This is a genomic window from Aureimonas sp. AU4 (assembly GCF_001463765.1).
GTDB lineage: Bacteria > Pseudomonadota > Alphaproteobacteria > Rhizobiales > Rhizobiaceae > Aureimonas.
This window is the reverse complement of sequence record NZ_BBWK01000002.1, coordinates 276,178-299,132: the sequence shown is the minus strand read 5'-3', so window position 1 is coordinate 299,132 and position 22,955 is coordinate 276,178. Positions and strand designations below refer to the sequence as shown.

Annotated in this window: 17 protein-coding genes; 10 read left to right on the top strand and 7 right to left on the bottom strand. The window is 68.7% G+C overall.

What is annotated here, in order from left to right; genetic code table 11:
* Positions 1-1,723, bottom strand: a 1,723-nt coding sequence (locus AUL35_RS01890) for a phosphate acyltransferase (protein WP_062011421.1), incomplete at its 3' end; no start/stop codon positions are given.
* Positions 1,724-1,871: 148 nt separating this feature from the next.
* On the opposite strand from AUL35_RS01890, the gene AUL35_RS01885 reads away from it, so the two are divergent.
* The gene (locus AUL35_RS01885; RefSeq protein WP_062011466.1) at positions 1,872-2,735 is read left to right on the top strand and encodes a UDP-2,3-diacylglucosamine diphosphatase; all 864 of its coding nucleotides are present in this window, start codon (positions 1,872-1,874) and stop codon (positions 2,733-2,735) included.
* Positions 2,723-3,760 (top strand): glycosyltransferase family 1 protein, encoded by a 1,038-nt coding sequence (locus AUL35_RS01880; protein WP_062011419.1) that lies wholly within the window; start codon positions 2,723-2,725, stop codon positions 3,758-3,760. Before AUL35_RS01885 ends, AUL35_RS01880 begins: the two co-directional genes overlap by 13 nt.
* A gap of 3 nt (positions 3,761-3,763) precedes the next feature.
* Here the strand turns inward: AUL35_RS01880 and dgcA are convergent, their stop codons facing one another.
* Positions 3,764-4,753, bottom strand: coding sequence for an N-acetyl-D-Glu racemase DgcA (gene dgcA, locus AUL35_RS01875; protein ID WP_062011417.1), 990 nt, complete (start codon positions 4,751-4,753; stop codon positions 3,764-3,766).
* A gap of 153 nt (positions 4,754-4,906) precedes the next feature.
* Here dgcA and AUL35_RS01870 point away from each other — a divergent pair, with 153 nt between their 5' ends.
* The 4 genes from AUL35_RS01870 (at position 4,907) to AUL35_RS01855 (ending at position 9,249) form a co-directional block, all read left to right on the top strand.
* Positions 4,907-6,088, top strand: a complete 1,182-nt coding sequence (locus AUL35_RS01870) for an MlaE family lipid ABC transporter permease subunit (protein WP_062011415.1) — start codon at positions 4,907-4,909, stop codon at positions 6,086-6,088.
* Positions 6,069-6,905: an ABC transporter ATP-binding protein gene (locus AUL35_RS01865; protein ID WP_062011413.1), complete on the top strand. Its 837-nt coding sequence runs from the start codon at positions 6,069-6,071 to the stop codon at positions 6,903-6,905. The genes AUL35_RS01870 and AUL35_RS01865 overlap by 20 nt, the downstream gene beginning before the upstream one ends.
* On the top strand, positions 6,905-8,578 hold the full coding sequence (locus AUL35_RS01860; RefSeq protein ID WP_062011411.1) for an MlaD family protein: 1,674 nt from the start codon (positions 6,905-6,907) through the stop codon (positions 8,576-8,578). Before AUL35_RS01865 ends, AUL35_RS01860 begins: the two co-directional genes overlap by 1 nt.
* A gap of 74 nt (positions 8,579-8,652) precedes the next feature.
* Entirely contained in the window at positions 8,653-9,249 is a 597-nt protein-coding gene (locus AUL35_RS01855; protein ID WP_062011409.1) for an ABC-type transport auxiliary lipoprotein family protein, read from the top strand.
* A gap of 273 nt (positions 9,250-9,522) precedes the next feature.
* Here AUL35_RS01855 and AUL35_RS01850 read toward each other — a convergent pair whose 3' ends face one another.
* Positions 9,523-16,635: a hypothetical protein gene (locus AUL35_RS01850; RefSeq protein WP_062011408.1), complete on the bottom strand. Its 7,113-nt coding sequence runs from the start codon at positions 16,633-16,635 to the stop codon at positions 9,523-9,525.
* Positions 16,636-17,014: 379 nt separating this feature from the next.
* Between AUL35_RS01850 and AUL35_RS01845 the strand changes: the two genes are divergently transcribed.
* Both AUL35_RS01845 and AUL35_RS01840 read left to right on the top strand, forming a co-directional pair.
* Positions 17,015-17,407: an Hpt domain-containing protein gene (locus AUL35_RS01845; protein WP_062011406.1), complete on the top strand. Its 393-nt coding sequence runs from the start codon at positions 17,015-17,017 to the stop codon at positions 17,405-17,407.
* 9 nt (positions 17,408-17,416) lie between these two features.
* Positions 17,417-17,737 (top strand): 2Fe-2S iron-sulfur cluster-binding protein, encoded by a 321-nt coding sequence (locus AUL35_RS01840; RefSeq protein WP_062011405.1) that lies wholly within the window; start codon positions 17,417-17,419, stop codon positions 17,735-17,737.
* Positions 17,738-17,741: 4 nt separating this feature from the next.
* Here AUL35_RS01840 and AUL35_RS01835 read toward each other — a convergent pair whose 3' ends face one another.
* Complete coding sequence (locus AUL35_RS01835) at positions 17,742-18,344, bottom strand: DUF922 domain-containing Zn-dependent protease (protein WP_062011403.1); 603 nt, start codon at positions 18,342-18,344, stop codon at positions 17,742-17,744.
* A 95-nt stretch (positions 18,345-18,439) separates the two neighbouring features.
* Here AUL35_RS01835 and folP point away from each other — a divergent pair, with 95 nt between their 5' ends.
* Together folP and folK are read left to right on the top strand one after the other, a co-directional pair.
* A complete protein-coding gene (gene folP, locus AUL35_RS01830; RefSeq protein ID WP_062011401.1) occupies positions 18,440-19,321 on the top strand; it encodes a dihydropteroate synthase in 882 nt (293 codons plus the stop codon).
* Entirely contained in the window at positions 19,318-19,818 is a 501-nt protein-coding gene (gene folK / locus AUL35_RS01825) for a 2-amino-4-hydroxy-6-hydroxymethyldihydropteridine diphosphokinase (RefSeq protein ID WP_062011399.1), read from the top strand. Before folP ends, folK begins: the two co-directional genes overlap by 4 nt.
* Here the strand turns inward: folK and AUL35_RS01820 are convergent.
* From AUL35_RS01820 to AUL35_RS01810, 3 genes are all read right to left on the bottom strand, one after another.
* The gene (locus AUL35_RS01820; protein WP_062011397.1) at positions 19,815-20,348 is read right to left on the bottom strand and encodes a hypothetical protein; all 534 of its coding nucleotides are present in this window, start codon (positions 20,346-20,348) and stop codon (positions 19,815-19,817) included. The genes folK and AUL35_RS01820 overlap by 4 nt on opposite strands.
* Positions 20,349-20,428: 80 nt before the next feature.
* Positions 20,429-21,484, bottom strand: a complete 1,056-nt coding sequence (locus AUL35_RS01815) for a YcjF family protein (RefSeq protein ID WP_062011395.1) — start codon at positions 21,482-21,484, stop codon at positions 20,429-20,431.
* A complete protein-coding gene (locus tag AUL35_RS01810) occupies positions 21,481-22,935 on the bottom strand; it encodes a YcjX family protein (RefSeq protein ID WP_062011393.1) in 1,455 nt (484 codons plus the stop codon). The genes AUL35_RS01815 and AUL35_RS01810 overlap by 4 nt, the downstream gene beginning before the upstream one ends.
* Positions 22,936-22,955 lie beyond the last annotated feature (20 nt).

Here is a 22,955-nt window from a genome sequence, read left to right as displayed (position 1 = left end):
GGATATGGCGGGTGAAACGCCCGCCGAGGCCGCAGATCATCACGTCGGCGTCGCCGCGCGAGACGGAGACCGCCGCGATCACGGTCGTGTTCGTGCGCACCAGCGCGCGGGCCGTGTCGGGATTGACGCCGAGCCGACCGACCTTCGCAAAATAGTGGTCCACGTAGTCGCGGTAGCGCGGGTCGTCCTCCGGGTTCACCACCTCGAAGTCGGTGCCGGGCCGGATGCGAAGGCCGAAGCGCTCCAGGCGCGTCTCCAGGACGCTCGGGCGCCCGACGAGGATCGGAACGCCGATCCGCTCCTCCAGCATCACCTGCGCGGCGCGCAGCACGCGCTCGTCTTCGCCGTCCGCGAAGATCACGCGCTTGCCGGAGTCGCGGCCGATCGCGAAGATCGGCTTCATCACGAGCCCTGAGCGGAAGACGAAGCGGTTCAGGCGGTCGAGGTAGCTGTCCCAGTCCGCAATGGGCCGGGCGGCGACACCAGTCGCCTCGGCGGCACGGGCCACCGCCGGCGCGATCTTGAGGATCAGGCGCGGGTCGAACGGCGAGGGAATGAGGTATTCCGGCCCGAAGACCGGCGTCTCGGAGCCGTAGGCCTTGGCCGCGACCTCGGACACCTCCTCGCGGGCCAGCGCTGCGATGGCGTCGACGGCCGCGACCTTCATCTCCTCGTTGATCGCCGTCGCGCCGCAGTCGAGAGCGCCCCGGAAGATGTACGGGAAGCAGAGCACGTTGTTGACTTGGTTCGCGAAGTCCGACCGGCCGGTGCAGATCATGGCATCCGGGCGAACGGCGCGCGCGAGCTCCGGCATGATCTCCGGCGTCGGGTTGGCGAGCGCCAGGATCAGCGGGCGGGGCGCCATCTTCTCGAGAAGCTCGGGCTTGAGGACGCCTCCGGCCGACAGACCGAGGAAGATGTCCGCGCCATCGATCACCTCGGCCAGCGAGCGAGCCTCGGTCTGCCGGGCGTAGACCGCGAGCCACCGGTCCGAGCGTCCCGGCCGTCCCTCGTAGACCACGCCGTCGATATCGGTGCAGGTGATGTTTTCGGGCTTGGCGCCGAGCGAGACGAGAAGGTTCAGGCAGGCGAGCGCCGCCGCGCCCGCACCGGACGTCACGATCCGGACGTCCTCGATGCGCTTGTCTGAAAGGAGCAGCGCGTTGCGCACGGCCGCCGCCACGATGATCGCCGTGCCATGCTGGTCGTCGTGGAAGACCGGGATGCCCATCCGGGCCCGCAGCTTCTCCTCGACCTCGAAGCATTCCGGCGCCTTGATGTCCTCGAGGTTGATGCCGCCGAAGGTGGGCTCCAGCGCGGCCACGACGTCCACGAGCCGGTCGATCTCGGTCGCGTCCACCTCGATGTCGAAGACGTCGATGTCGGCGAATTTCTTGAAGAGGACGGCCTTGCCCTCCATCACCGGCTTCGAGGCGAGGGGGCCGATATTGCCGAGGCCGAGCACCGCCGTGCCGTTCGAGACCACCGCCACGAGGTTGGCGCGGCCGGTATAGTCGGCCGCCAGACTCGGGTCCTTCTCGATCTCCAGGCAGGGTGCGGCGACACCCGGCGAATAGGCGAGCGCCAGGTCGCGCTGGTTGCCGAGCGGCTTCGTCGCGTGGACGCCGAGCTTACCGGGCTTGGGGTGCCGATGGTAGAACAGTGCCTGCTCGTCGAGGTCCTTGCGTGCCTGGCCGGGTCGGTTGGAATCGATATCGGCCATGGGACGGCTCCGTTCAGACGCTGATGTTGCATGCCTCCTAAAGCACAAGCTCCGGCAGGGGCAACGCGGGAATGCGCCGCCGTCATACGCACGCAACGCAACTCGGGCAGGAAGATCGGCACACGAGGCGTTTCGACGGTGCATGCCCATGACGCATCACGCTCCGATCCCGATGTACCGGACACTCTTCCTGTCCGACGTCCATCTCGGGTCCCGCGCCGCACAGGCCGAGCTCCTGATCGACTTCCTGGACCGTCACGACGCCGAGACGATTTATCTCGTCGGCGACATCGTGGACGGGTGGCGGCTCAAGCGCTCCTGGCACTGGCCGCCGTCCCATAACGACGTGATCCGCAAGATTCTCGGCAAGGCCCGAAAGGGCACGCGGGTCGTCTATGTGCCGGGCAACCACGACGAGTTCGCCCGCGACTTCCTCGGCCGCCACTTCGGCGACATCGAGGTGAAGCTCAACGACGTCCACGAGACGGCGGATGGGCGGCGGTTCCTGGTCATGCACGGAGACGAGTTCGACGTGGTCGTGCGCAACGCCCGCCTCATCGCCTATCTCGGCGACTTCGGCTACGACGCCGCCATCGCCATCAACCACGTCCTGAACATGGTTCGCCGCCGGATCGGCTTCGGCTACTGGTCGTTCTCGTCCTGGGTGAAGCTGAAGGTCAAGAACGCCGTCTCCTTCATAGGGGCCTTCGAGACGGCGCTCGCCAACGAGGCCAGCCGCTGGAACTGCGATGGCGTCATCTGCGGCCATATCCACCATCCGCAGATCGCGATCCGGGGCGGTATCGAATACGTCAACACGGGCGACTGGGTCGAAAGCTGCTCGGCCGTCGCGGAACGGCATGACGGCCAGCTCGAGCTCATCCGCTGGACGCGGCTTGGCGACGCGCGGCGACCGGAACTGTCGCTCCTGGCATCGGGTCGCCAGGGGGTGACGATCTCCGAGCCGGAGTTCGAGCGCCTCGCCGCGGAGCGTGTCCGTTGCGCATCCTGATCGGAACCGACGCCTGGCTGCCGCAGGTCAACGGTGTCGTTCGCACGCTGGCGAACCTGACCGCCGAACTGGCGGCGATGGGGCACGAGGTCGAACTCGTGACTCCGGCGGATTTCCGTACGATCGCCTGTCCGACCTACCCGCAGATTCGCCTCGCCTGGGCGCGCCGGCAGGCGGTGCTCGACCGCCTGCGCCGCTTCGATCCCGACATCGTCCATATCGCGACCGAGGGCCCGATCGGCGTCCAGTTGCGTGCCGCCTGCCTTTCGATCGGCAAGCGTTTCACCACGAGCTTCCACACGCGGTTTCCGGAATATGTCCGCAGCCGTGCGCCCGTACCGCTCGCGCTGTCCTACGCTCTGCTGCGGCGCTTCCATGCGCCTGCGACGGCCTGCCTCGTGACGACCGAAGCGATGCGCGCCGATCTGTCCGCTCGCGGTTTCCAGAGGCTCGCGACGTGGACGCGCGGGGTCGATCTCTCGCAGTTCCGGCCGGTCGAGCCCGTCGCCCTCGACCTGCCGCGACCGGTCTTCGTCACGGTCTCCCGCCTGGCGCCGGAGAAGAACATCGAGGGTTTCCTCGATCTCGACCTGCCGGGCTCGAAGCTGGTCGTCGGCGACGGGCCAGCCTTGGCATCGCTGCATCGGCGCTATCCGACGGTCCACTTCGCAGGCGCTCGGACGGGCGAGGATCTCGTCCGTCACTATGCCGCTGGAGACGTCTTCGTCTTCCCTTCGCGCACCGACACGTTCGGCATCGTCCTGATCGAGGCGCTGGCCTGCGGCCTGCCGTTCGCCGCTTTTCCAGAGCCCGGCCCGGTCGAGATCGCCGGAACGGGCGGGGCGGGCGCCGTCTCGCACGACCTCCGGGACGCGTGCCTCCGGGCCCTGCGCATCGATCCTTCGCTCGCGATCGAGCGCGCCCAGGATTTCACCTGGCGCGCCTGCGCGGAGGATTTCCTCGCGGCGGCGGAGACGTGCCGCAGGGCACGGCCGCTGCCCGAGATGGCGGTGATGGCCGCCTGAACCTCAGCCCCAAAGCGCGGGGGTGGCGGGAAAGACCCGCGACCCTTCGTAACGCAGGCCCGGCTCGCGGTCGCGCGAAAGAAGCAGCGGTCCGTCGAGATCGACGAACTCGGCTTCCTGCGCCAGCAGCAGGGCCGGCGCCATGGAGAGCGAGGTGCCCACCATGCAGCCGACCATGACGCCGAATCCATGTGCGCGCGCCTCGCGCAGGAAGCGAAGTCCCTCCGTCAGCCCGCCCGTCTTGTCGAGCTTCAGGTTGAGGAAGTCGTAGCGCCCCGCCAGCGCGGCGATGCTGTCCGCGCCGTGGACGCTCTCGTCGGCGCAGACCGGCAACGGGCGCGACAGGTTCGCGAGCATGATGTCGTCGGAGGCAGGCAGGGGTTGCTCGACGACGGAGGCACCGATCGCCGCCGCCTGACGCATGTGCTGCGCCAGGACGTCGCCGCGCCAGCCCTCGTTGGCATCGATCAGAAGCCGCGCCTCGGGTGCCGCCTGCCGCACGGCCTCGAGGCGTTCGCCGTCGAGGCCGTCGCCGCCGCCGAGCTTGATCTTCAGGACGGGACGCGAGGCTGCCGCTCGCGTCGCCTCCGCCATGGCATCCGGCGTGGCGAGGGAGATCGTGAAGGCGGTTTCGACCGCCGCCGGCTGCGGCAGCCCGGCGAGCTTCCAGACCGGGGTTCCGGTTTGCTTCGCCTCGAGGTCCCAAAGGGCGCAGTCGAGCGCGTTGCGGGCGGCGCCGGCCGGCAGGCGCGACTGGAGCTCGTCCCGGTTCAGCCCGCTCTCGACGGCGTCCCGCATGGTCTCGATCAGCGACGCTACACCGTCCGGCGTTTCGTTGTAGCGCGGGTAGGGCACACATTCGCCCTGTCCCGCCGCCCCGTCCTCCTCGATCCGGCAACGCACGACGACGGCCTCGGTCTTCGACCCACGCGAGATGGTGAAGGCTGCGGCGAGCGGCCAGCGCTCCACTGTGACCAAAAGACGACGACGCATGTTAATCCTTCACGATCGATCAACGACTCTTTGCCCGCCCCACGGGGTCCACTAGGTCTGGAGCCATCGGCCTTTGCCCGACGACCGTGGGTGCGCGTATCGGCAACCTACGCTCCGGCCGGCCAACGAAATCAAGGATCCCGATCCGCTCACATGCTCGACGTGCCCCAATCCGATCGGCGTGACGCGACGCGCGAGACGTCCGCGCCGACGCTCGACGCCGACAAGGACGGCGGCGGGCTGCGGCTGCGGCTGGGTGGCGACTGGCTGGCGCGCACCGTTGGCGGGGTCGAGAGCAAGGTCGAGGAGACCGGCAAGGCCGATCTCGGCAAGCAGGTCACGATCGACTGTTCCGGCGTCGGCCGCTTCGACACGTCGGGCGCCTATCTCGTCGAGCGTTTGTCGCGACGTTTGGCGGCCAAGGGCGGAGAGGTCTCCTTCGAGGGGATCGCGAAGAGCGACCAGACCCTGTTCGACGCCGTGCGCAAGGCGCTCGACGTCAAGCGTCCCGACAACAAGAAGCCGCCGAAGACGCCCGTCACGGACTTCTTCGCCTCCATCGGCGAGAACGTCTTCGCGATCGGGCGCGAGAGCCTGTCCGGCGTCAACATCGTCGGCGCCGCACTCTACGGCGCCGGGCGGCGCCTGACCGGGCAGACGCGTTGGCGGCCGGCCGCCATCGTCAACCAGATGGATCGGATGGGCGTTCGCGCCGTGCCGATCATCGCTCTCATGAGCTTTCTGATCGGGGCGGTGATCGCGCAGCAGGGCGCCTTCCAGCTGCGCAACTTCGGTGCCGAGATCTTCGTCGTCGACCTCGTCGGCATTCTCCAGCTTCGCGAAATCGGCGTCCTTCTGACCGCCATCATGATAGCCGGTCGATCGGGCTCGGCGATCACGGCCGAGATCGGCTCGATGAAGATGCGCGAGGAGGTCGACGCGCTGCACGTCATCGGCCTCAATCCGATCGGCGTCCTCGTCTTCCCGCGCCTCGTCGCGCTGATCATCGTGCTGCCGCTTCTGGCCTTCATCGCCGACATCGCGGGCCTCGTCGGCGCCATCGCCATCACCTGGGTCTATTCCGGCATCCCGCCGGAAGCCTTCATTACCCGCATGCGGGCCGCCGTCACGGTCGGCACGGTGTTCGCGGGCCTCCTGAAAGCGCCCTTCATGGCGATCCTCATCGGCGTCGTCGCCTCGATGGAGGGCATGAAGGTCGGCGGCAGCGCCGAGAGCCTTGGCCAGCACGTCACCGCCTCCGTGGTGAAATCCATCTTCCTCGTCATCCTCCTCGATGCCGTCTTCGCGATCTTCTATGCCGCCATCGGATACTGATTCCCCCCGGCCGAAGCACGGCGACGAGCACGACGTCATCATCCGCGCGAGCGACGTGACCGTCCGCTTCGGCTCGAAGACGATTCTGGACGGGCTGTCGCTCGACGTGCGCCGCGGCGAGATCCTCGGCTTCGTCGGCGCCTCGGGAACCGGCAAGTCCGTGCTGCTGCGCACGATTCTCGGCCTCAACGCCAAGCAGGGCGGCACGATCGAGGTCTTCGGCATCGACTACGAGCGCGCGCCCGAGGAGCAGCGCCTTTCCGTCGAGCAGCGCTGGGGCGTCCTGTTCCAGCAGGGCGCGCTCTTCTCGTCGCTGACGGTTCTGGAGAACATCCAGGTCCCGATGCGCGAGTATCTCGATCTGTCGCCGCCGCTGATGGACGAGTTGGCGCGGCTCAAGATCGACCTCGTCGGGCTTGCCCCGGACGCGGCCGAGAAATACCCCTCCGAGCTCTCGGGAGGCATGATCAAGCGCGCCGCGCTGGCCCGCGCCCTGTCGCTCGATCCCGACATCGTCTTCCTGGACGAGCCGACCTCGGGCCTCGACCCGATCGGCGCGGCCGAGTTCGACGAGCTCATCATGACGCTGCGCGATACGCTGGGGCTCACCGTCTACATGGTGACCCACGACCTCGACAGCCTCTATCAGGCCTGCGACCGGATCGCGGTTCTCGGCAAGAAGAAGGTCCTCGTCGAGGGGCCGCTTCAGACCATGCTCGACAACGACGACCCCTGGGTCCGATCCTATTTCCATGGCAAGCGCGCCCGGGCCATCGTGGTCCCGGACGACGATGCGGATACCGACGAGAAGCACTGATGGAAAACCGGGCCAACTACGTCCTCGTCGGCATCTTCACCGTCGCCGTCCTGCTCGCCAGCTTCGGCTTCGTGTACTGGACCGCCAACGTATCGGACCGCGACTCGCGCACGACCCTTCTCGTGCGCATCGAGGGATCCGTGTCCGGACTCAGCCAGGGAAGTCAGGTCCTCTTCAACGGCCTGGGCGTCGGTACCGTCACGAACCTGCGCATCGACCCCAACAACCCGCGCGTCGTGATCGCGACGACGCAGATCGACCGCACGACTCCCGTCACGACCTCGACCACCGCCTCGCTCGGCTCGCAGGGCCTCACCGGCGTCAGCTTCATCGGCCTGTCGGGCGGCAACGTGAACGATCGCAACATCATCGCCTCGGCTGCCGAACAGGGCGCCGTGCCCGTGATCGTCGCCAACCCGTCCGATGTGACCGACATCCTGGCGACGGCCCGCGACATCGCCGAGCGTGCGAACAACATCCTCGGCCAGTTCGAGAGCATCGTGCAGGCGGTCGGCCCGGCCGTCCTGACCACGGCGCAGAACGTCAGCCGCACGTCCGAGAACGTGCAGACCTTCACGGCGAGCCTTGCCGCCAATGCCGACCAGATCGACGACTTCCTCGGCAGCCTCGGCCGTCTGTCGGAGAGCGCCAACAACGTGGCATTGCGTCTGCCGCCGATCCTCGATCAGGTCGGTAGCTTCGTGAGCGCGCTCGACGTCGCCTCGGTCAATCAGTCGATCCAGAACGTCGCCTCCATCACGCAGGCGGTCCGCGACCAGACCGGAGATATCGTCGCCGCGATCGAGTCGATCACGTCGACCGCCCGCAGCTTCGGCGGCGTCGGCCAGACGCTCAACGACAGCCTGCCGAGCGTGCAGGCCTTCCTCGGGCGCCTCGGTCCGCTTTCGGAAACGGCGACGAGCGTTGCCGCGCGGCTCGACAACACGCTCGCCGACGTCAAGGAGATCACGGCGGCGGTGGATCCCCAGCAGATTCGCCGCACCGTGGACGGCGTCAGCAGCTTCGCGGGCGCACTCGATGCGCAGTCCGGCCGCGTCGGCTCGGTGATTGCAGGCGCCGACACCGCGCTCGCCACGCTCAACGGTGCTCTTTCGGGCCTCAACGGAACGCGCGCGCGCGTCGACGAGATCCTCGCCGGAATCGATCCGGCCGATGTCGGCACGGCGATCAACAACGTGTCGTCCGCGACCACCAACATCGCGGCCGCCGCAGACTCCGTGCGCGGCGTGGCCGACGACATCGGAAAGCGCCGCGAGGACATCGACCAGTTCATCACCAACGCCCGCGACACGAGCGCCAACCTGCGCGTCGCTTCGGCGCAGGTTCAGGGCCTCATCAACTCCGTCGACGGTCTCGTGAATAGCCCCGATGGCAAGGGTCTGACCGCCGAGGCGCGCCAGACGCTCCAGTCCATCCGCCAGACCGCCGAGACGATCCAGCGCTCGGTCGGGCCGATCACGGCCAATATTCAGAACTTCTCCGGTCAGGGCCTGCAGGAAGTCCGCAACCTGATCCGCACCACCACGGAAGCCGTTCGCCGCGTCGAGACCGCCATCGTCGATCTCACCAACGATCCGAGCCGCGTTCTCTTCGGAGGCGGGGGAAGCGGATCCGGACAGGTTCGCGAGTATGACGGGCGGGTGCGCCGGTGACAGGGAACGTCAAGACGGACGACGGCAGGGGCCCGTGCGCCCTTGCCTCGCCAGTGTGCTGCGTTGAGGGGACCATGCCGCGTATCGCTTTCTCGAAATATCTCATGCTCGGCGCGATGGCCCTGGCGCTTGCGGCCTGCGGCTCGACCCGCCAGCCTCCTGCGACCTTCGAGCTCTCGCCGCCACCGCCCGCGCAGGTGAAGCGCGCCTCGACACGGGCGCAGATTCTGATCCCCGAGCCGACCGCGACCAAGACGCTCGACAGCCAGCAGATCGTCGTCAAGCCGACGCCCCAGACGGTCGAGTATCTCGGCGACAGCCAGTGGACCGATCGCCTGCCGCGCCTCGTGCAATTGCGCCTTCTGCAGGGGTTCCAGAACACGGGGCGCGTCGGCGCCGCCGGCGTTCCGGGGCAGGGGCTGGCGATCGACTATCAGGTCGTGATGGAGGTCCGTCGCTTCGAGATGTCGCTGACGCCGAGCCCGACCGCGATCGTCGAGATCTCCGCGAAGGTCCTCAACGACCGGACCGGACAGGTCCGCGCGACCCGTATCTTCCGCGGTGAGCAGGCGGCGCGCGGTGCCGGCAACGCCGCCTATGTCGAAGCGATCGACGCGGCCTTCGGTTCGGTGGCGGATGAGATCGTCGCCTGGACGATCGGTCTCGTCTGAGACCTCACGATCCCGCACGGTCCCCAAAGGCCCACCTTTCGAGGCGGGCCTTTTGCGTTGTGGATGCCACGCCCCGGCTTTGCGGCAGATAGTTGAGGGAAACGGGAAGCCCCGAGGCGTGATCGCCTCAGGCGTACCGCTGGCTGCTACATCGGGCGAAAGGTCGTTGCAAAAAACGACCCGACGCGATGGCGGCCTGATCGGTCCGCAAACGAAAGGGCCGGCTCCTCGCGGAGCCGGCCCTTTCGCTCATGTTCTTGCTGGTCCGTCGTGTCAGTCGAAGCGGCCCGACGCGTGTGCCAGCATCGTGTAGACCTTTCCGGTGTCGGAGGTCAGGTAGCCCTTGGAGCGCGTGTTGTCGGGGTCCTTCCGGGCCGCGTCCGCCAGCAGCAGCTCGAAGTCCGCGATGTAGCGATCCACCGCCTTACGGAACTCCGTATCCCGCTGGTACTTCCGGCGGATCTCGTCGAACGTCTGCTGCCCCTTCATGGTGTAGAGGCGGCGCGTAAAGACGTTGCGCTCGCCCGCCCGGTAGCGGTCCCACAGTTCCACCGACGCGTTGTGGTCGATCGCCCGGGCGATATCCACCGACAGAGAGTTCAGCGAGTCCACCACGTGGGCCTGACTGCGCTCGGCCTGGACCGGTCGGCGATCGCCTTCGGGCTCGCGCATCGGCTCGGCGTCGTCTTCGTCCTCCGAGGCACGACGGAGGAGATCCGACACCCAACCGCCCTGACGCTCGGCCGTAGCGGCCGGTGCGGGGGCCGGAGCCGGCGTCGAGGGACGCAGGGCGGACCCGGTGCGCGGCGCCGGAGCCGGCGAGGTCGACGACGCGGACGGCTGGCTCTGCGTGCTCGCCGTCGACTGGTAGCCTCCGCCGGACCGCATGTCGCGAGCCAGGTTTCCTTCGACGATCAGACTGCCGGCGAGGCGGTTCTCGACCTCGTCTTCGCTGACCTGCTGCGCCGGCCGCTGCGCCGCCGGACGCTGCGGCTGCGGCTCGGCAGTCCGCACACGCTGGCCGGACTGCGGGACCTGGGCATCCAGGGCGCGCCCGGACTGCGACACGATCTCGCTCAGTTCGCGCAGCGCGCGGATCTGGTCCGAGACCGCCCGTCGCATGGCGCGCGTGCTTTCCCGCGTCTCGTCCGGCAGTTCGAAGACGCCCCGGCGGATCTCGCCGCGTGCATTCTCGAGTTCCTCGCGGATGTCCTTGGCGGCCTGGCGGAGCGCGCCGGTCGCCTGGGCGAAGCGATCGGTCGCCTCCTCGATGACGCTCTGCACGGATTCGCGAACGCTCTCGGAAGCCTCCTGCGAGCGGCGCTCGGTCTCCTCCAGCTGGCGCCCGGTCTCGGACAGCGTGGCCGTGAGGCCCTCACGTAGACCCTGCGTCACCTTCGTGCTGCGAGCCTCGACGTCGGCGAACATCGTTCCGACGACGCCCTCGAACGACCTCAGCATGCCATCGATCTCGCTGGAGCGTTGCGTCAGGCCCTGGGCAAGCGTGTCCAGCGCCTCGCGACGCTCGTCCAGCGTCAGCTGCAGGTTCGACTGCGTTGAGTCGAGGAGGCTCGCCACCTCGCCGAGCGTGCGGCCGTGCTCGCCGAAGCGCTCGAGGAGGGCGCCGAGCCGATCCGCGGAACCGCTCGTCGCCTGCCCGAGCTGCGTGACGTTGCGCTCCAGGCGGTCGGACGAGGCGGCGATCTCGTCGCCGAGCTTCTCCGCCTGCTCGCGGAAGCGGCCCCCGGTCTCGTGAAGCGTGCTTTCCGCACGGCCAAGGCTGCCGTTGGCTTCTTCCAGAAGCTCCTGCAGCGCGGCGTTGCCGGTGGACAGGCGATCGACCAGCTGAGCGACCTCGCCCACCAGGATCGAGCGCGAGCCCTCGATGGCGCCCGTCGCGTCGTCGGTCTTCCGGCCGATCGCTTCGACCAGTTCCTGGGCCGAGCGGCCGAGTTGCAGGATCGTTTCCTGAGCGCGAACCGAGAAGGCCTCGGCGGCTTGGGCGTTCTCCGCGCGGATGCGTGCGGCGACCTCGCGGGACGCGGTCTCCAGCGCGCGGACCGCCTCGGACCCGCTGGCACCCAGCCGATCGACGATCGGACGAGTCTCCTCCTCGATCAGGCGCGCGATCTCGGCGTTGCGCTCGCCCAGAAGATCGGACAGGGCGCGGGTACGCTCGTCCATGCGCTGGCCGACATCGTCCGCCCGCAGGGAGAGGAGGCGGTCTGCGCCCTCGACCTGACGCTCGATCTCCTGACCGAAGGTCGAGGTGTCGACGAGGATGCGCTCGCGCGCCTGCTCGGCCTCGATGCGGATCGCGGTCGCGGCATCGGCGAGGCGCTGCGCGATCTGCGAGCCTTCCTCGACCATGGAGCGTCGCGTGGCTTCCGCGTCGCGCAGGATGGCGCCAGACACCTCACCGCTCTCCTGCCGGATTGCGACGGCGATACCGGCGAAGTCCTCGCGAATGCCGGCGGCGGCGGCGTCCACCTCGCTGCGCAGATGACCGGCGGCTTCGGCCAGCTCCTGGCGCATGCCGCCGTTCGCTCCGGCCAAAGCCTCGGTGATCAGCGACGACAGGCCCGACAGTTCCTCGACGAAGCGCACCGCGCGCGTTTCCAGCGCCTCGTGGCCGCGATCGGTCTCGGCGGCAACGGTCTCGGCCGCCTCGCGGACCTTGACCGCGAAGGTCTCGGCATCCGCGCTGATGCGGGTGCGTGCTTCCTCGGCCTGCCGGCCGAGGGCGGCCGAAGCGGCGGCAAGGTTCTCGACCAGACGTCCCGCATCGCTTCCGATGCGCTCCTGCGCTTCTTCGGTGGCCGACTGGAGGAGGGCGGTCGCCTCCTGCATGCCGGTCACGACGCGCTGCGCGTGGGCTTCGATCTCGCGCTTGGCGACATCGGTCTCGCCGCGCATGGCGAGGGCAAGGTTGCCGACGTCGGTCGCGATGCGACCGGCATCCTCGCGGATCAGGCGGCGGGCGAGGTCGCCCGCCTCGCGCAGGCGATCGTTGGCCGTTGTGAAGTCGGTGACGAGCGCGGTCGTGTGCTCGCCCACCTCGCGGCGCATGGCGTCCGCCTGATCGCGCATGCCGATCGAGGCAGCCGCCATCTCTTCGCGGATCTGGGCCGCGTCGGTGACGAAGCGCTCGCGCGACTGGTCGCCGACGATGCGCAGCCGCTCGCCCGCAGCGTCCACCTCGCCGGCCAGGACGACGGCCTGATCGGCCACCTTCCGGCGTGCGGCATCGGCTTCCTCGCGAAGGCGCTCGGCCATCGTTTCCAGGCTGCCCGCGAACTCGCCGGCCACCTCGGCCAGGCGCTCGCGCGCCGCTTCCGCCTCGCTCCGCATGGCGAGCGTCGCGCCGCCGATCTGCGTGGTGAAGGCATCTCCCTCGAGCGCCAGGGCCTCGCGGAGCTCTTCGGCATCCCCCTTCATGCGGGCCGTCACGTCGGCCACGTTGCGACCGAGCGTCTCGACCTCCTGCGTGAAGCGCTGGCGCGACTCCTCGCCTGCGGCACGGATGGCCTCGGCCGACGTCGCGATGTCGCGGGCGATACGCTCCGCCTCGCCGGTCAGCGTCTGGCGCGCCGTCTCGGACGTCTCGGCGACGGAAGCCTGGACGTTCTGCAGGCGCTCCTCGAAGCGGGCGGCTTCTTCCGCGAAGCGGGCGCGGGCTTCTTCCGACGACGTCTGGAACACGCGGCCGATATCGCCGACGATCACCGAGAAGCGCTCGGTCTCGCCCCGGAGGCCGGTTCGGGCGCGGTCGGCTTCCTCGCCGAGGTTGGCGGTCGCGGCGACGATCGACTCGCGCAGCGTGTCCGCGATCAGCGAGGCGCGGCCGTTTAGCGTGCGCTCGATGTTGGCGAGGCCCCGGTCCAGCGTCGCCGAGATCGTCTCGGTCCGCTGATCGACCGCCTCGGCCAGCGCCGTGGCGCCGCCCTGAAGGGCCGTCTCGATCTCGGTCCGCTTCTCCTCCAGCGACTGCGTGACCAGACCGGCGCTCTGCTCGAGCGCGCGGCGCACGTCGTCGGCGCGATCGCCAAGGGTCGCCGCGAGCGAGCTCGCCACGTCCTCGATCGCGGAGGTCAGGTTGTCGCGGCGCTCGTCCATCGCGGTGGCGAGTTGGCCGTCCGACTCGACCAGCGCGATGCGGAGCGCCTCGAGCCTCCCGTCGAAGGTCGTCATAATGCCCGTGCGACCGCGATCCAACTCGCTCGCCAGCTTCTCCGTACGGGCGTCGAGGTCCGTGAGAAGCGAGGTGCCGGACGTGTCGGACAGCTGACGCAGGGCGTCGATCCGCTGCTCCAGGCCATCGAAGATCGCCGCGCGGGCTGCTTCCACCTTTTCGCGAAGGGTCGATCCGCGGGTCTCCAGACCCTCGGTCAGGAGTTCCGATGCGCTTTCGATCGCCGCCAGAACCGCCGATGCGCCGACGCCGAGCTCGGTCGACAGTTCGCCCGTACGCTCCTCGATGAGCGAGGCGATGGAGCCGCCCGACGATTCGAGCTGGCCGCGCAGGTCCGCAACGCGGGCCGACAGCGTCTCGGCGACGCGGCGCACCGCCGCCTCGAAGGCCTCCTCGATCACGCTCGTCTGGCCGCCGAGCCGCGTCACGAACTCCTCGCGCCGCGTCTCGTCCGCCAGAAGAACCGCCTCGAGGCGGGCGATGACGTCGCCGTCGAGGCGCGACGTGTAGTGCTCGAGCGTCGTCGTCAGGCGCTCGCCGCTGTCGCGCATCAGGGTCTCGCCGGAGGCCAGACGGTCGGCGACTTCGGTCGACAGGGCGCGCGTGCGTTCGTCGAGGTCAGCGAGGAAGCGGCCGGTCCGGCCGTCCAGCGTCCGGGTCAGCTCGCCGCGATGCAGCTCGATCGCCTCGCCGATCGCGCGGGACTTGTCCTCAAGCGACACATTGATGGCCGAGGAGCGCTCGGCGAGCAGCGCGTTGATCCGCTCGAGGCGATCGGCGAAGACGCCGCCGAGCGTCTCGCTGCGCTTGTCCATGACACCCGTCAGGCGCTCGACGCCCTGGTCTAGGACGATGCGCATCGCCTCGGTCTTCGCCGCGACGCCGGATGCCAGTCTGCCGTCCGCGCCGTCGAGCGCTGCTTCGATGCGGGCCGTGTTGCCTTCCAGCGTTTCGCTGATGGCCTGCGCCCGCTCGTCCAGCGAGGCGAGCAGATTCTGCTGCGCGAAAGCGAGCGAGGTGTCGATCTCGGCCGCGCTGTCGCTGAGGACCGATCCGAGCGACCCGATGCGGGCGTCGAAGAGGGCGCGAAGCTGGTCACCCTGACCGACGAGGATCTCGTCGACGCGGCCGACGACGGCCGAGGCCGTGTTCTCGATATGGGATTGGCCGACGGTGAAGGCTGCGCCGATCGCGGCCGCGCGCTCCGCCAGCATGCGGTCGAACTCGCCGGCGCGGATGCGCAACGCCGCATCCGCTTGATCGACGGAGCGCTCAAGCTCCGCACCACGTTCGCCGAGCGCCTCGACGATGGCGCCGGCTCGGGCGCCGACCAGCGTCTCGAGTGTGGCGAGCCGCGCGTCGAGCGCCCGCAGTACCTCGCCGTTTCGCTCGCCGAGCAGCGAATGCGCCCGCTCGATCCGCTCGCCGAGGCTCTGATCCAGAAGGCCGATGAAGCGGTCGCCATCGCCGGTCAGGCGCTGCGAACGGTCGTCGAGAGCAGAGACCAGACGGGCCACCAGCGCCTCGCCGTCGGCGGTCGCGCGCTGCGTGCGCTCGTCGAAGACGGCGGCAAGGTTGCGGTCGAACGTGTCGGTACCGCGCGTGAGAAGCTCGGAGCGCGTTTCCAGGAGCTCCGTCAGCGCCGCGTTCGAGGCGCGGACGCGCTCGTCCGCCTCGGTGCCGGCCGTCGATAGACGCTCGACCAGCGCATCCGTGCGGGCCTGGATTTCGGCCGTCTGGCGCTCCAACGTCTCCGACAGGTCGCGCGAAGCCGCTTCAAGCTGGCCTGTGGTCTCGCCCGCGGCGCGCGCGATGCGGCCGAGAACGTCGTTGCTCGACTGCTGCAGGGCGTCGTCGAGTTCGCGGCCCCGCGCCTCGAGACGGTTCGCCAGATCCTGGCTCCGCTCGTCGTAGGTCGCCGAGAGGGCACGGCTGCGCTCGTCCATCAGGGTGTGGAGGCGTGCGGTCGCTTCCTCGATCTGTCCGAGAATGCGGGTCGAAGCGCCGTCGACGTCCTGAACGAGACGCTCGTGCGAGCCGATCACCGAGGTCCGCAGATGCTCGGCGTGCTGGAGCATGGCCTCGCGCTCCGTCGCAAGATCCGCGACAAGGGCGCGGATCTTGACCTCGTTGTCGGCGTAGGCACGCTCCAGCGACGAGACCTCCGTCTGGACGAGCCCTTCGAGTTCGCCCATGCGCGCCAGCGCACGCTCGACGCCTTCGCCCAGCGCCGACACCTCGCGCCGGATCGCCTGACCGACGCTCGCGACGCGCTCGGAGGCGATCGACTCCGGTTCGGCGAGCCGAAGGGCGACCTCAGCCATCGAACGGCTCATGAGGCGCAGATCGGCGGAACGGCGGACCATGATCGAGAAGGCGATGATCAGCAGCGCGGGCAGGATGACAGCCATCGCGGCGACGGTCAGTGACAGGCCCGACGCGCTGAGCGAGAGCCCGCCGGCCTGATCGTTGAGCATGGCGGCCACGGCTCCGATGGAGAGGACGACCCAGGCGAGGGCGACGATGCTGCCGACGACAACCGTGCGGCGCGATGCGCGGCGGCTGAGCAGGGCGTCGGCCATGACGGCCGCTGATCGCTTCTCGTCGTTGGCGACGCGCGATCGAACGCTTTCGACGACGGGCTCGCCCTGGGGCGGGACGGCGCGCGGACGCTCGGCGCGTTCCGGGGCGGGAGCGTCACCGGCGGCTCGCTCCGCCCGCAGCCTCGAGGACGCGAGTTGACCAGCCGTGAAGCCGGCTGCGGCGCCCGCCGCGACAGCGGCCTGCGGCTCCGCTTCGGATGGGGCGGTATAGGGTGTCGGGGGCTCGACCTCGGGCGCGGCTGCGACGGGATGATCGAGGAGGTCCTCGCTGGTCAGCGAGAAGTCGGCCGGCTCCTCGGGCTCCCCATCCGGCATCTCGACGGGGTCGGTCGCCTCAGGCGACAGCGCCTCGGGGGCCGGCTCTTCGCGCAGGGCGCTGGTCGCTTCCTCGACGCTGCGCTCGAACTCGCTGAAGGCGAAGTCGATCGACACGCCCTCGGCCTTCAGCTCCTCCTCCTCGACATGGCCGGCGGCGTCGCCGCCGGTCTGGAGCCGTTCGGGGTCGCCCAGAAAGTCCGTGTCCTGCAACGCGGCTTCCAACTCGTTGACCGCGTCGTCGGAAAGCTGTTCGGCCGTCTTGGTGTTCGACATGGTGTGCCGCGCCTCGTACTCGTTACCTGGATCCGGACGCCGGCTGCTGCGCCGACGCCGATCCCGATCCGCCCGAACTCCTCCGTCGCAACGCACGGAAAGGCGGAATTTCGCTGCCTTAAATGGTAGATAGCACGGGGACTTTAGGAAACCTCAATTCCGCGGACTGCCTACAAGTTTAAACATTTGGTTAACGCTGATTCACATCTCGAATGCGGTGGATGGCGCTTTCGCGAGACGGCCCCGTTCAGGAACGGGTCATGTTTCGACACGCATGATGTGGGGACAAGCCGGAGATCGGTAGGTCGAGTCTGCGACGGGGCGGGCTTGTCCCCGCCTTTCTGAGCCGGCACGCCACGTTGGACGTATTCCTCACGCAATGACTGCGACCCAGATCCAAGCCGCGCCTTCGCTTTGCCCCTCGCGGGAGCGACCGATCGACCTCGTCCATCTCGCCCGCCAGACCGGGGGCAGCCAGTCGCTGGAACTCGAGGTGCTCGGCATCATGGCGCGCCAAATCGGCGATGCCCTGGCGATCTCAACGGAGCCGGACCCGCGCACCAACCTGCGCTCGCTGGCCCACGCGCTGTGCGGGGCGGCACGCAATATGGGAGCCTTCCCGCTGGCCCGCGCCGCCCGGCAGCTGGAAGCGCAGCCGGCGGACCGCGAGGCGCTAGACGGGTTTCGGCGGGAACTCAGCCGCGCGCTCGTCTTCATCCGGGCGCTGACGCTCATGGAGGACCGCGTTGACGGCGGCGGGCGTGCCCACTAACTGCGCGCCATGACCTCGATCGCCTTCATCGCCCCGGACGGAACCCGCTACGACATCGACGCGCCGAACGGCTCCAGCGCCATGGAGAACGCCATTCGCCGCGACGTGCCGGGCATCGACGCGGACTGCGGCGGGGCCTGTGCCTGCGCGACCTGCCACGTCTATGTCGACGAGCCGCATCTGGCGCTTCTCGGCAAGCCGGAAGCGATGGAGGAGGACATGCTGGACTTCGCGCTCGACGTACGCCCGCAATCTCGCTTGTCCTGCCAGATCCGGATCCGGCCGGAGCTGGAAGGGCTTGTGCTGCGGGTGCCCGATCGTCAGGCCTAGAAGGCTAGTTGCCGGCGACCTGAAGATTGCGGCGCAGCTCGCGGGCAAGGCGAGAATCGATGGCTCGCGCCTCGGATCGATCGAAAGCCAGCTGCTCCCGATCGTGGCTCTCGATGATGTTGCGCACCGTGGCGTTCACCTTCGAGGCCATCTGGCTGCAGTCGCCCATCGGCGGCAGCTCTCGCACTGTGTCCTCGATGCGTTTCAGAGCCGCCTTCGCGATGGTCGAATGCTGGTTCTCATGAGTCAGGATGTCGTCGCGGAGCGTCTTCCAGAGCACCTTCGTTCGCCCGTCGGCGCCTTTCGGGGCGTTCCAGCGTGGAAGGGTCTGATGGAGGGAGAGGCGATAGCTCGCTCGGTCGACTGCGCAGCGGCCGTTCACCGTCCTGTAGGTCGCGTCGCCGTTGAACGAGACCTGCGTCGAGCCAGCATGGCGCTCGCCACCGCTGCGCAACTGCGGCCCGTGCATGCCCATCGCGCGGTCGAGTTCGTCGAACGTCGAGCCCCGCACCATGAAGTAAGTGGTGCTTTCTTTGACCTGACCGGCCATTGCGGGCATCGCCGCCAGCGCGGAGACGATCGCGGTCGCGGCGACCACAAACTTCATGCATCTCTCCCGGGACACTTGAAAGGTTCGGTTCCTACGCTAACGAATCGCGCTGGTGGCACAAGAGGATTCTGTATGAAATTAATGCAACGTCGATGACCGCCGAAGAAATCGACAGCTCGACTGATTACTCGCGTCCTATCGACTGGCGTCTTGCGCATGGACGAAACCTGACGCTCGGCGCGAACGGCGTCCTGATGGGCATCCTCAACTGTACGCCCGACAGCTTCTCCGATGGCGGCCGATATGGAGGGAGCGTCGGGCAGGCCGTTGCCGCGGCACTGCGCATGGTTGAGGAGGGGGCCGCAATCATCGATGTCGGCGGCGAATCCACTCGCCCGAATGCCGAACCGGTCGAGCCAGACGTCGAGCAGGCTCGCGTCCTTCCCGTGATCGAAGCGTTGGCCCGCGTCTGCGACTGCCTGATCTCGGTGGACACCTACCGGGCCGAGACCGCCGAGCGTGCGATCGCCGCCGGTGCCCATATCGTCAACGACGTCTGGGGTGCGCAGCGCGAACCGGCCATCGCCGAGGTCGCGGCCCGGACTGGCGCCGGCCTCTGCCTCATGCATACCGGCCGCGAACGGGGGGTGGAACCGGATCCGATCCTCGACCAGGTCCGGTTTCTCGCGCGCTCGCTCGACATCGCGCGCGCGGCAGGCGTCACGGAGCAGGCGATCGTCCTTGATCCGGGATTCGGCTTCGCCAAGGACGTGCCGACCAACCTCGCGTTGATGGCGCGGTTCGCGGAACTGCACGCGCTCGAGCGGCCCCTGCTCGTCGGTACCTCGCGCAAGCGCTTCGTGCGTGCGGTGGCGGGAGAAGCCGGAGATGCAGACCGCGCGACGGCCGCGACGACGGCACTCCTGCGCGCCAAGGGCGCCGCGATCTTCCGCGTGCACGATGTCGCGGCCAACGCCGAGGCTTTGCGGGTGGCGGACGCCATGTTGCGGCAAGGCGCGCGGGCAGGCGCATGAGGGCGCTTCTCGGCCTTGGCGGCAACCTCGGCAATCCGCGCATGGCGATGGCCGAGGCGCTCGCGCGGCTCGATCGGGCCGCCGGCCGCATAACCCGAGTGTCGCGTCTCTACCGGACACCGCCCTGGGGACTGACGGAGCAGCCCGACTTCCTGAACTGCTGCGCCGAACTTCAGACGGTGCTCGAGCCGGAAATGCTTCTGGAATGCTGTCTCGAAACGGAGCGCCGCCTGCACCGCGTGCGGGACGTGCGGTGGGGACCCCGCACGATCGACATCGACATTCTCGATAGCGCGGGCGAACGGCGGGCGACAGATGCGCTAACGCTGCCGCACCCGCAGGTGACCCGACGAGCCTTCGTGCTCGTTCCGCTTGCCGAGATCGCGCCGGACGCCGAGTTCGGCGGACGGACGGTCGAGGCATGGCTCGCCGACCTCGATGCGTCGGCGATACGGTCGGAAACCGCCGATGGAGAGTGGTGGCGTTCGGTCGCCTAGCGCTCGATCGACGCCTTGCGGACGCTGCCGTCGCGCTTCAGCGTCATGCCGATGACGGGTACGAGTTCTCCCGCCACCTGGACCGAGATCGTGACCGCGAGCTTATCGGTATTGTCGAGCCGCGCGACCATGGCGCCCTTCAGCTGCTTGCGGTCGAGCCCGACCACGACGCGGTTGCCCTCGACATTGCCGGATATGATGTCCAGCCCCTTGCCCTGCGAGCCGTCGAGGAAGGCGCCCTTGTAGGACGAGCCGCCCCGGACGAAACGAGCGCTCATCGGCTGGGAGAAGAGACCGACCCGGCAGGTTCCATCGAGCGACATGCCGACCTCGCGGTCGGGCCGGGCACCGGCGAGATCGCAGGTGAACTTGGTGCCCTTGTATTTTCCGGCGACGATCTCGCCCGGACCCGTCCAGCGTCCGAACACCTGATCGAAGAAAACGGCATCGGGATCGGCGGCCCAAGCCGGAGCCTGAACGAGAACCGACGCAAGAAGACAGAATCCGGCAGCGAGCGAGCGGCGGAGCATGAGCGACCATCCGAGAAAGGCGACAAGTGCGTCTTCCTCGTTTATCGCCTCGAACGGTTAATCGATCCTTGCCGGCCGCCTCACGTCGCGTCACCCTGACCTCTCGCAAGGTCCGAGAGAAAGTCGCCCGCCTTGGGGCGTTGGATCGTGAGGAACGGAAGGGGACGGCAGAGATCCATCGCCGCGAGCCCGATACGCGCGGTCAGAAGTCCGTTGACGACGCCTTCGCCGAGCCGGGCCGAAAGCCGCGCTGCGACACCATGACCGACGACCTGCCCGATGAGGCTGTCTCCCACCGAGATCGTGCCGGTCACGGCGAGGTGGGCGAGAACGTCGCGCGTCAGGCGCACGAGTCCGATGGCGCCGGGACGCGCACCGTAGAGTTCCGACATGGCGCGGATCAGCCGGACCGTTTCGAACAAGACGAAGGCAAGGTCGACCACGGCCCTCGGGCTGACGGCCGTCACCACGGAGACGCGCTTCGACGAGGCCGCGACGAGCGCGCGCGCGCGCGCGTCGAGCGGCAGTAGCAATTCGCGCTCGGCCAGCGCGACGAGATCGCGACCGTCGATCACGTCGTCGCGCAGTTCCGAGAGTTGCGCCCGCCCGCGTGCGGTCTCACTTCGATCTGCGAGCAGCGTACCAAGACGCGCGACCACGGTCCTAGCGGCCTCGGCATCGTTCGTCTCAAAGGCGTGGCGGCCGTCGCGGCGTTCGCGCTCGACCGTGTCGAGACGCATGACGCCCATGACCTCGCGCAGGACGACACCCGCGACGCCGAGAAGAAGCAGAGCGGTCAACCCGATGGCCAACCAGCCCAGCCATTCGGCCCGCGCGAAGAGCTCGGAAATGAGCCGGTCGACCGACAGACCTAGCGCGAGGGAGGCGAGCGAGCCGAAGGCGACTGCGGCGAGGCGTCCGAACGAGAAGCCGCGACTCGACGGCCGGCGGCGGGCGGGCTCTGCATCGAGCGCGTCCAGAGCTACGCGCTCGAGAGCGTCGTCGGCTTCGATCTCAACGCGGGTCATGTCCTCCACCGCTCGCGGCGCGCGTGGTGCCGCCGGTCGGACGTCCACCGGCGGGGCGGACGGCAGATCGAAGGCGCCGGGTTGCCGGCCGCTCGGGCGATCGCTCATGCCAGCTTGTCCCCGATCAGGAACTGGAGCGCGCGGTCGAGGCGGATATGCGGGAGCGACAGGGTCAGCCCGGCCTCGTTGCGCTCCAGACGCGGCGGCCTGAACCGGACGAAGGTGAGGGGGTCGAGCCGCTCGCCGCCCTCGCCGCCTTTCAGGAGGCGGGAGACGTCTTCCGGCAGGTCGCCCGGAAAGACGGCGGTTTCCGTCTCGCCGTCGAAGCGCCTGCCACCGATGGTTTCGCCGGAGATGGGCGTGCCGACGATGACGGGCAGGCGATCGCCGCCCTCCGTGACGTTCGCCTCGCGGGTGGCCCGGATCGCGGCCATGGCGACGACCTCGGTTCGGGCACCGGAAAACTGGGCGCGTCCGATGGCATCGTCGACGAGCCGTCGCACCACCGCTTCCAGACGGGAGTGGCTTTCGCGGTGCAGGTGGTCGGCCTTCGTCGCGGCGACGAGGATGCGGTCGATACGGCGCGTGACGAAGGAGCCGAGCCAGGACGAGCGGCCGGGTCGGAAGCACGACAGGATATCGGTCAGCGCCGCCTCGAGGTCCGCCACCGCCTCCGGCCCGGCATTGATCGCCTGCAGGGCATCGACCAGCAGGACCTGCCGATCGAGACGCGCGAAGTGCTCACGGAAGAAGGGTTTGACAACGATCGACTTGTAGGCCTCGAACCGCCGTCCGTGGATGTCGGCAAGGCTTGCACGCCCATAGGCGCGATCCGGCTCGACAGGTAGGGGCGCGAAGGTGAGCGCGGGTGATCCTTCGAGATCGCCTGGCATCAGGAAGCGACCCGGCGGCAGCGTGGACAGCGCGGTGCGATCCTCACGGCACGCCCGCAGGTATGCGGCGAAGGCGCCGCTGAGCTTCTGGCTCGTCGGCTCGTCGGCGGGACGCGCGACGTCGAGACCGTCGAGTAGCGCTAGGAAGGGTCCCGCCATCTTGGCGCGCGAAGGCAGTCGCGCCCGCTCCAGCGACTCGCGGGAAAAGGTGGCGTAGTCCTTGTCCAGAAGCGGAAGGTCGAGCAGCCATTCGCCGGGATAGTCGACGATGTCGAGGCTGAGGCGACCGGGTGAGAACAGGCGCGACCAGCCGGATGCGGACTGGAACTCGATGGTCAGGCGCAGTTCCGAAACGGCGCGGGTCGACTGCGGCCAAAGCCTGTCCTCGAGCACCGTGCGGATATGCTCCTCGTACTGGAAGCGAGGCACGCCCGCATCAGGCTGCTCCTGCAGAAGCGCGCGCGATATGCGTCCGCGACTTTGCGCCTCGAACAGAGGAAGGCGACCGCCGTGCAGAAGGTTGTGGACGAGCGACGTGATGAAGACCGTCTTGCCGGCGCGCGACAGCCCGGCGACACCCAATCGCAGCGTCGGGTTGAAGAGGTGGGCACTGCGATCGGCGATGTTGTCGAGCGCGATCCGCGCTTCGTCGGCAAGGGTCGTCATGGGTTCCGATCGGCTGTCGT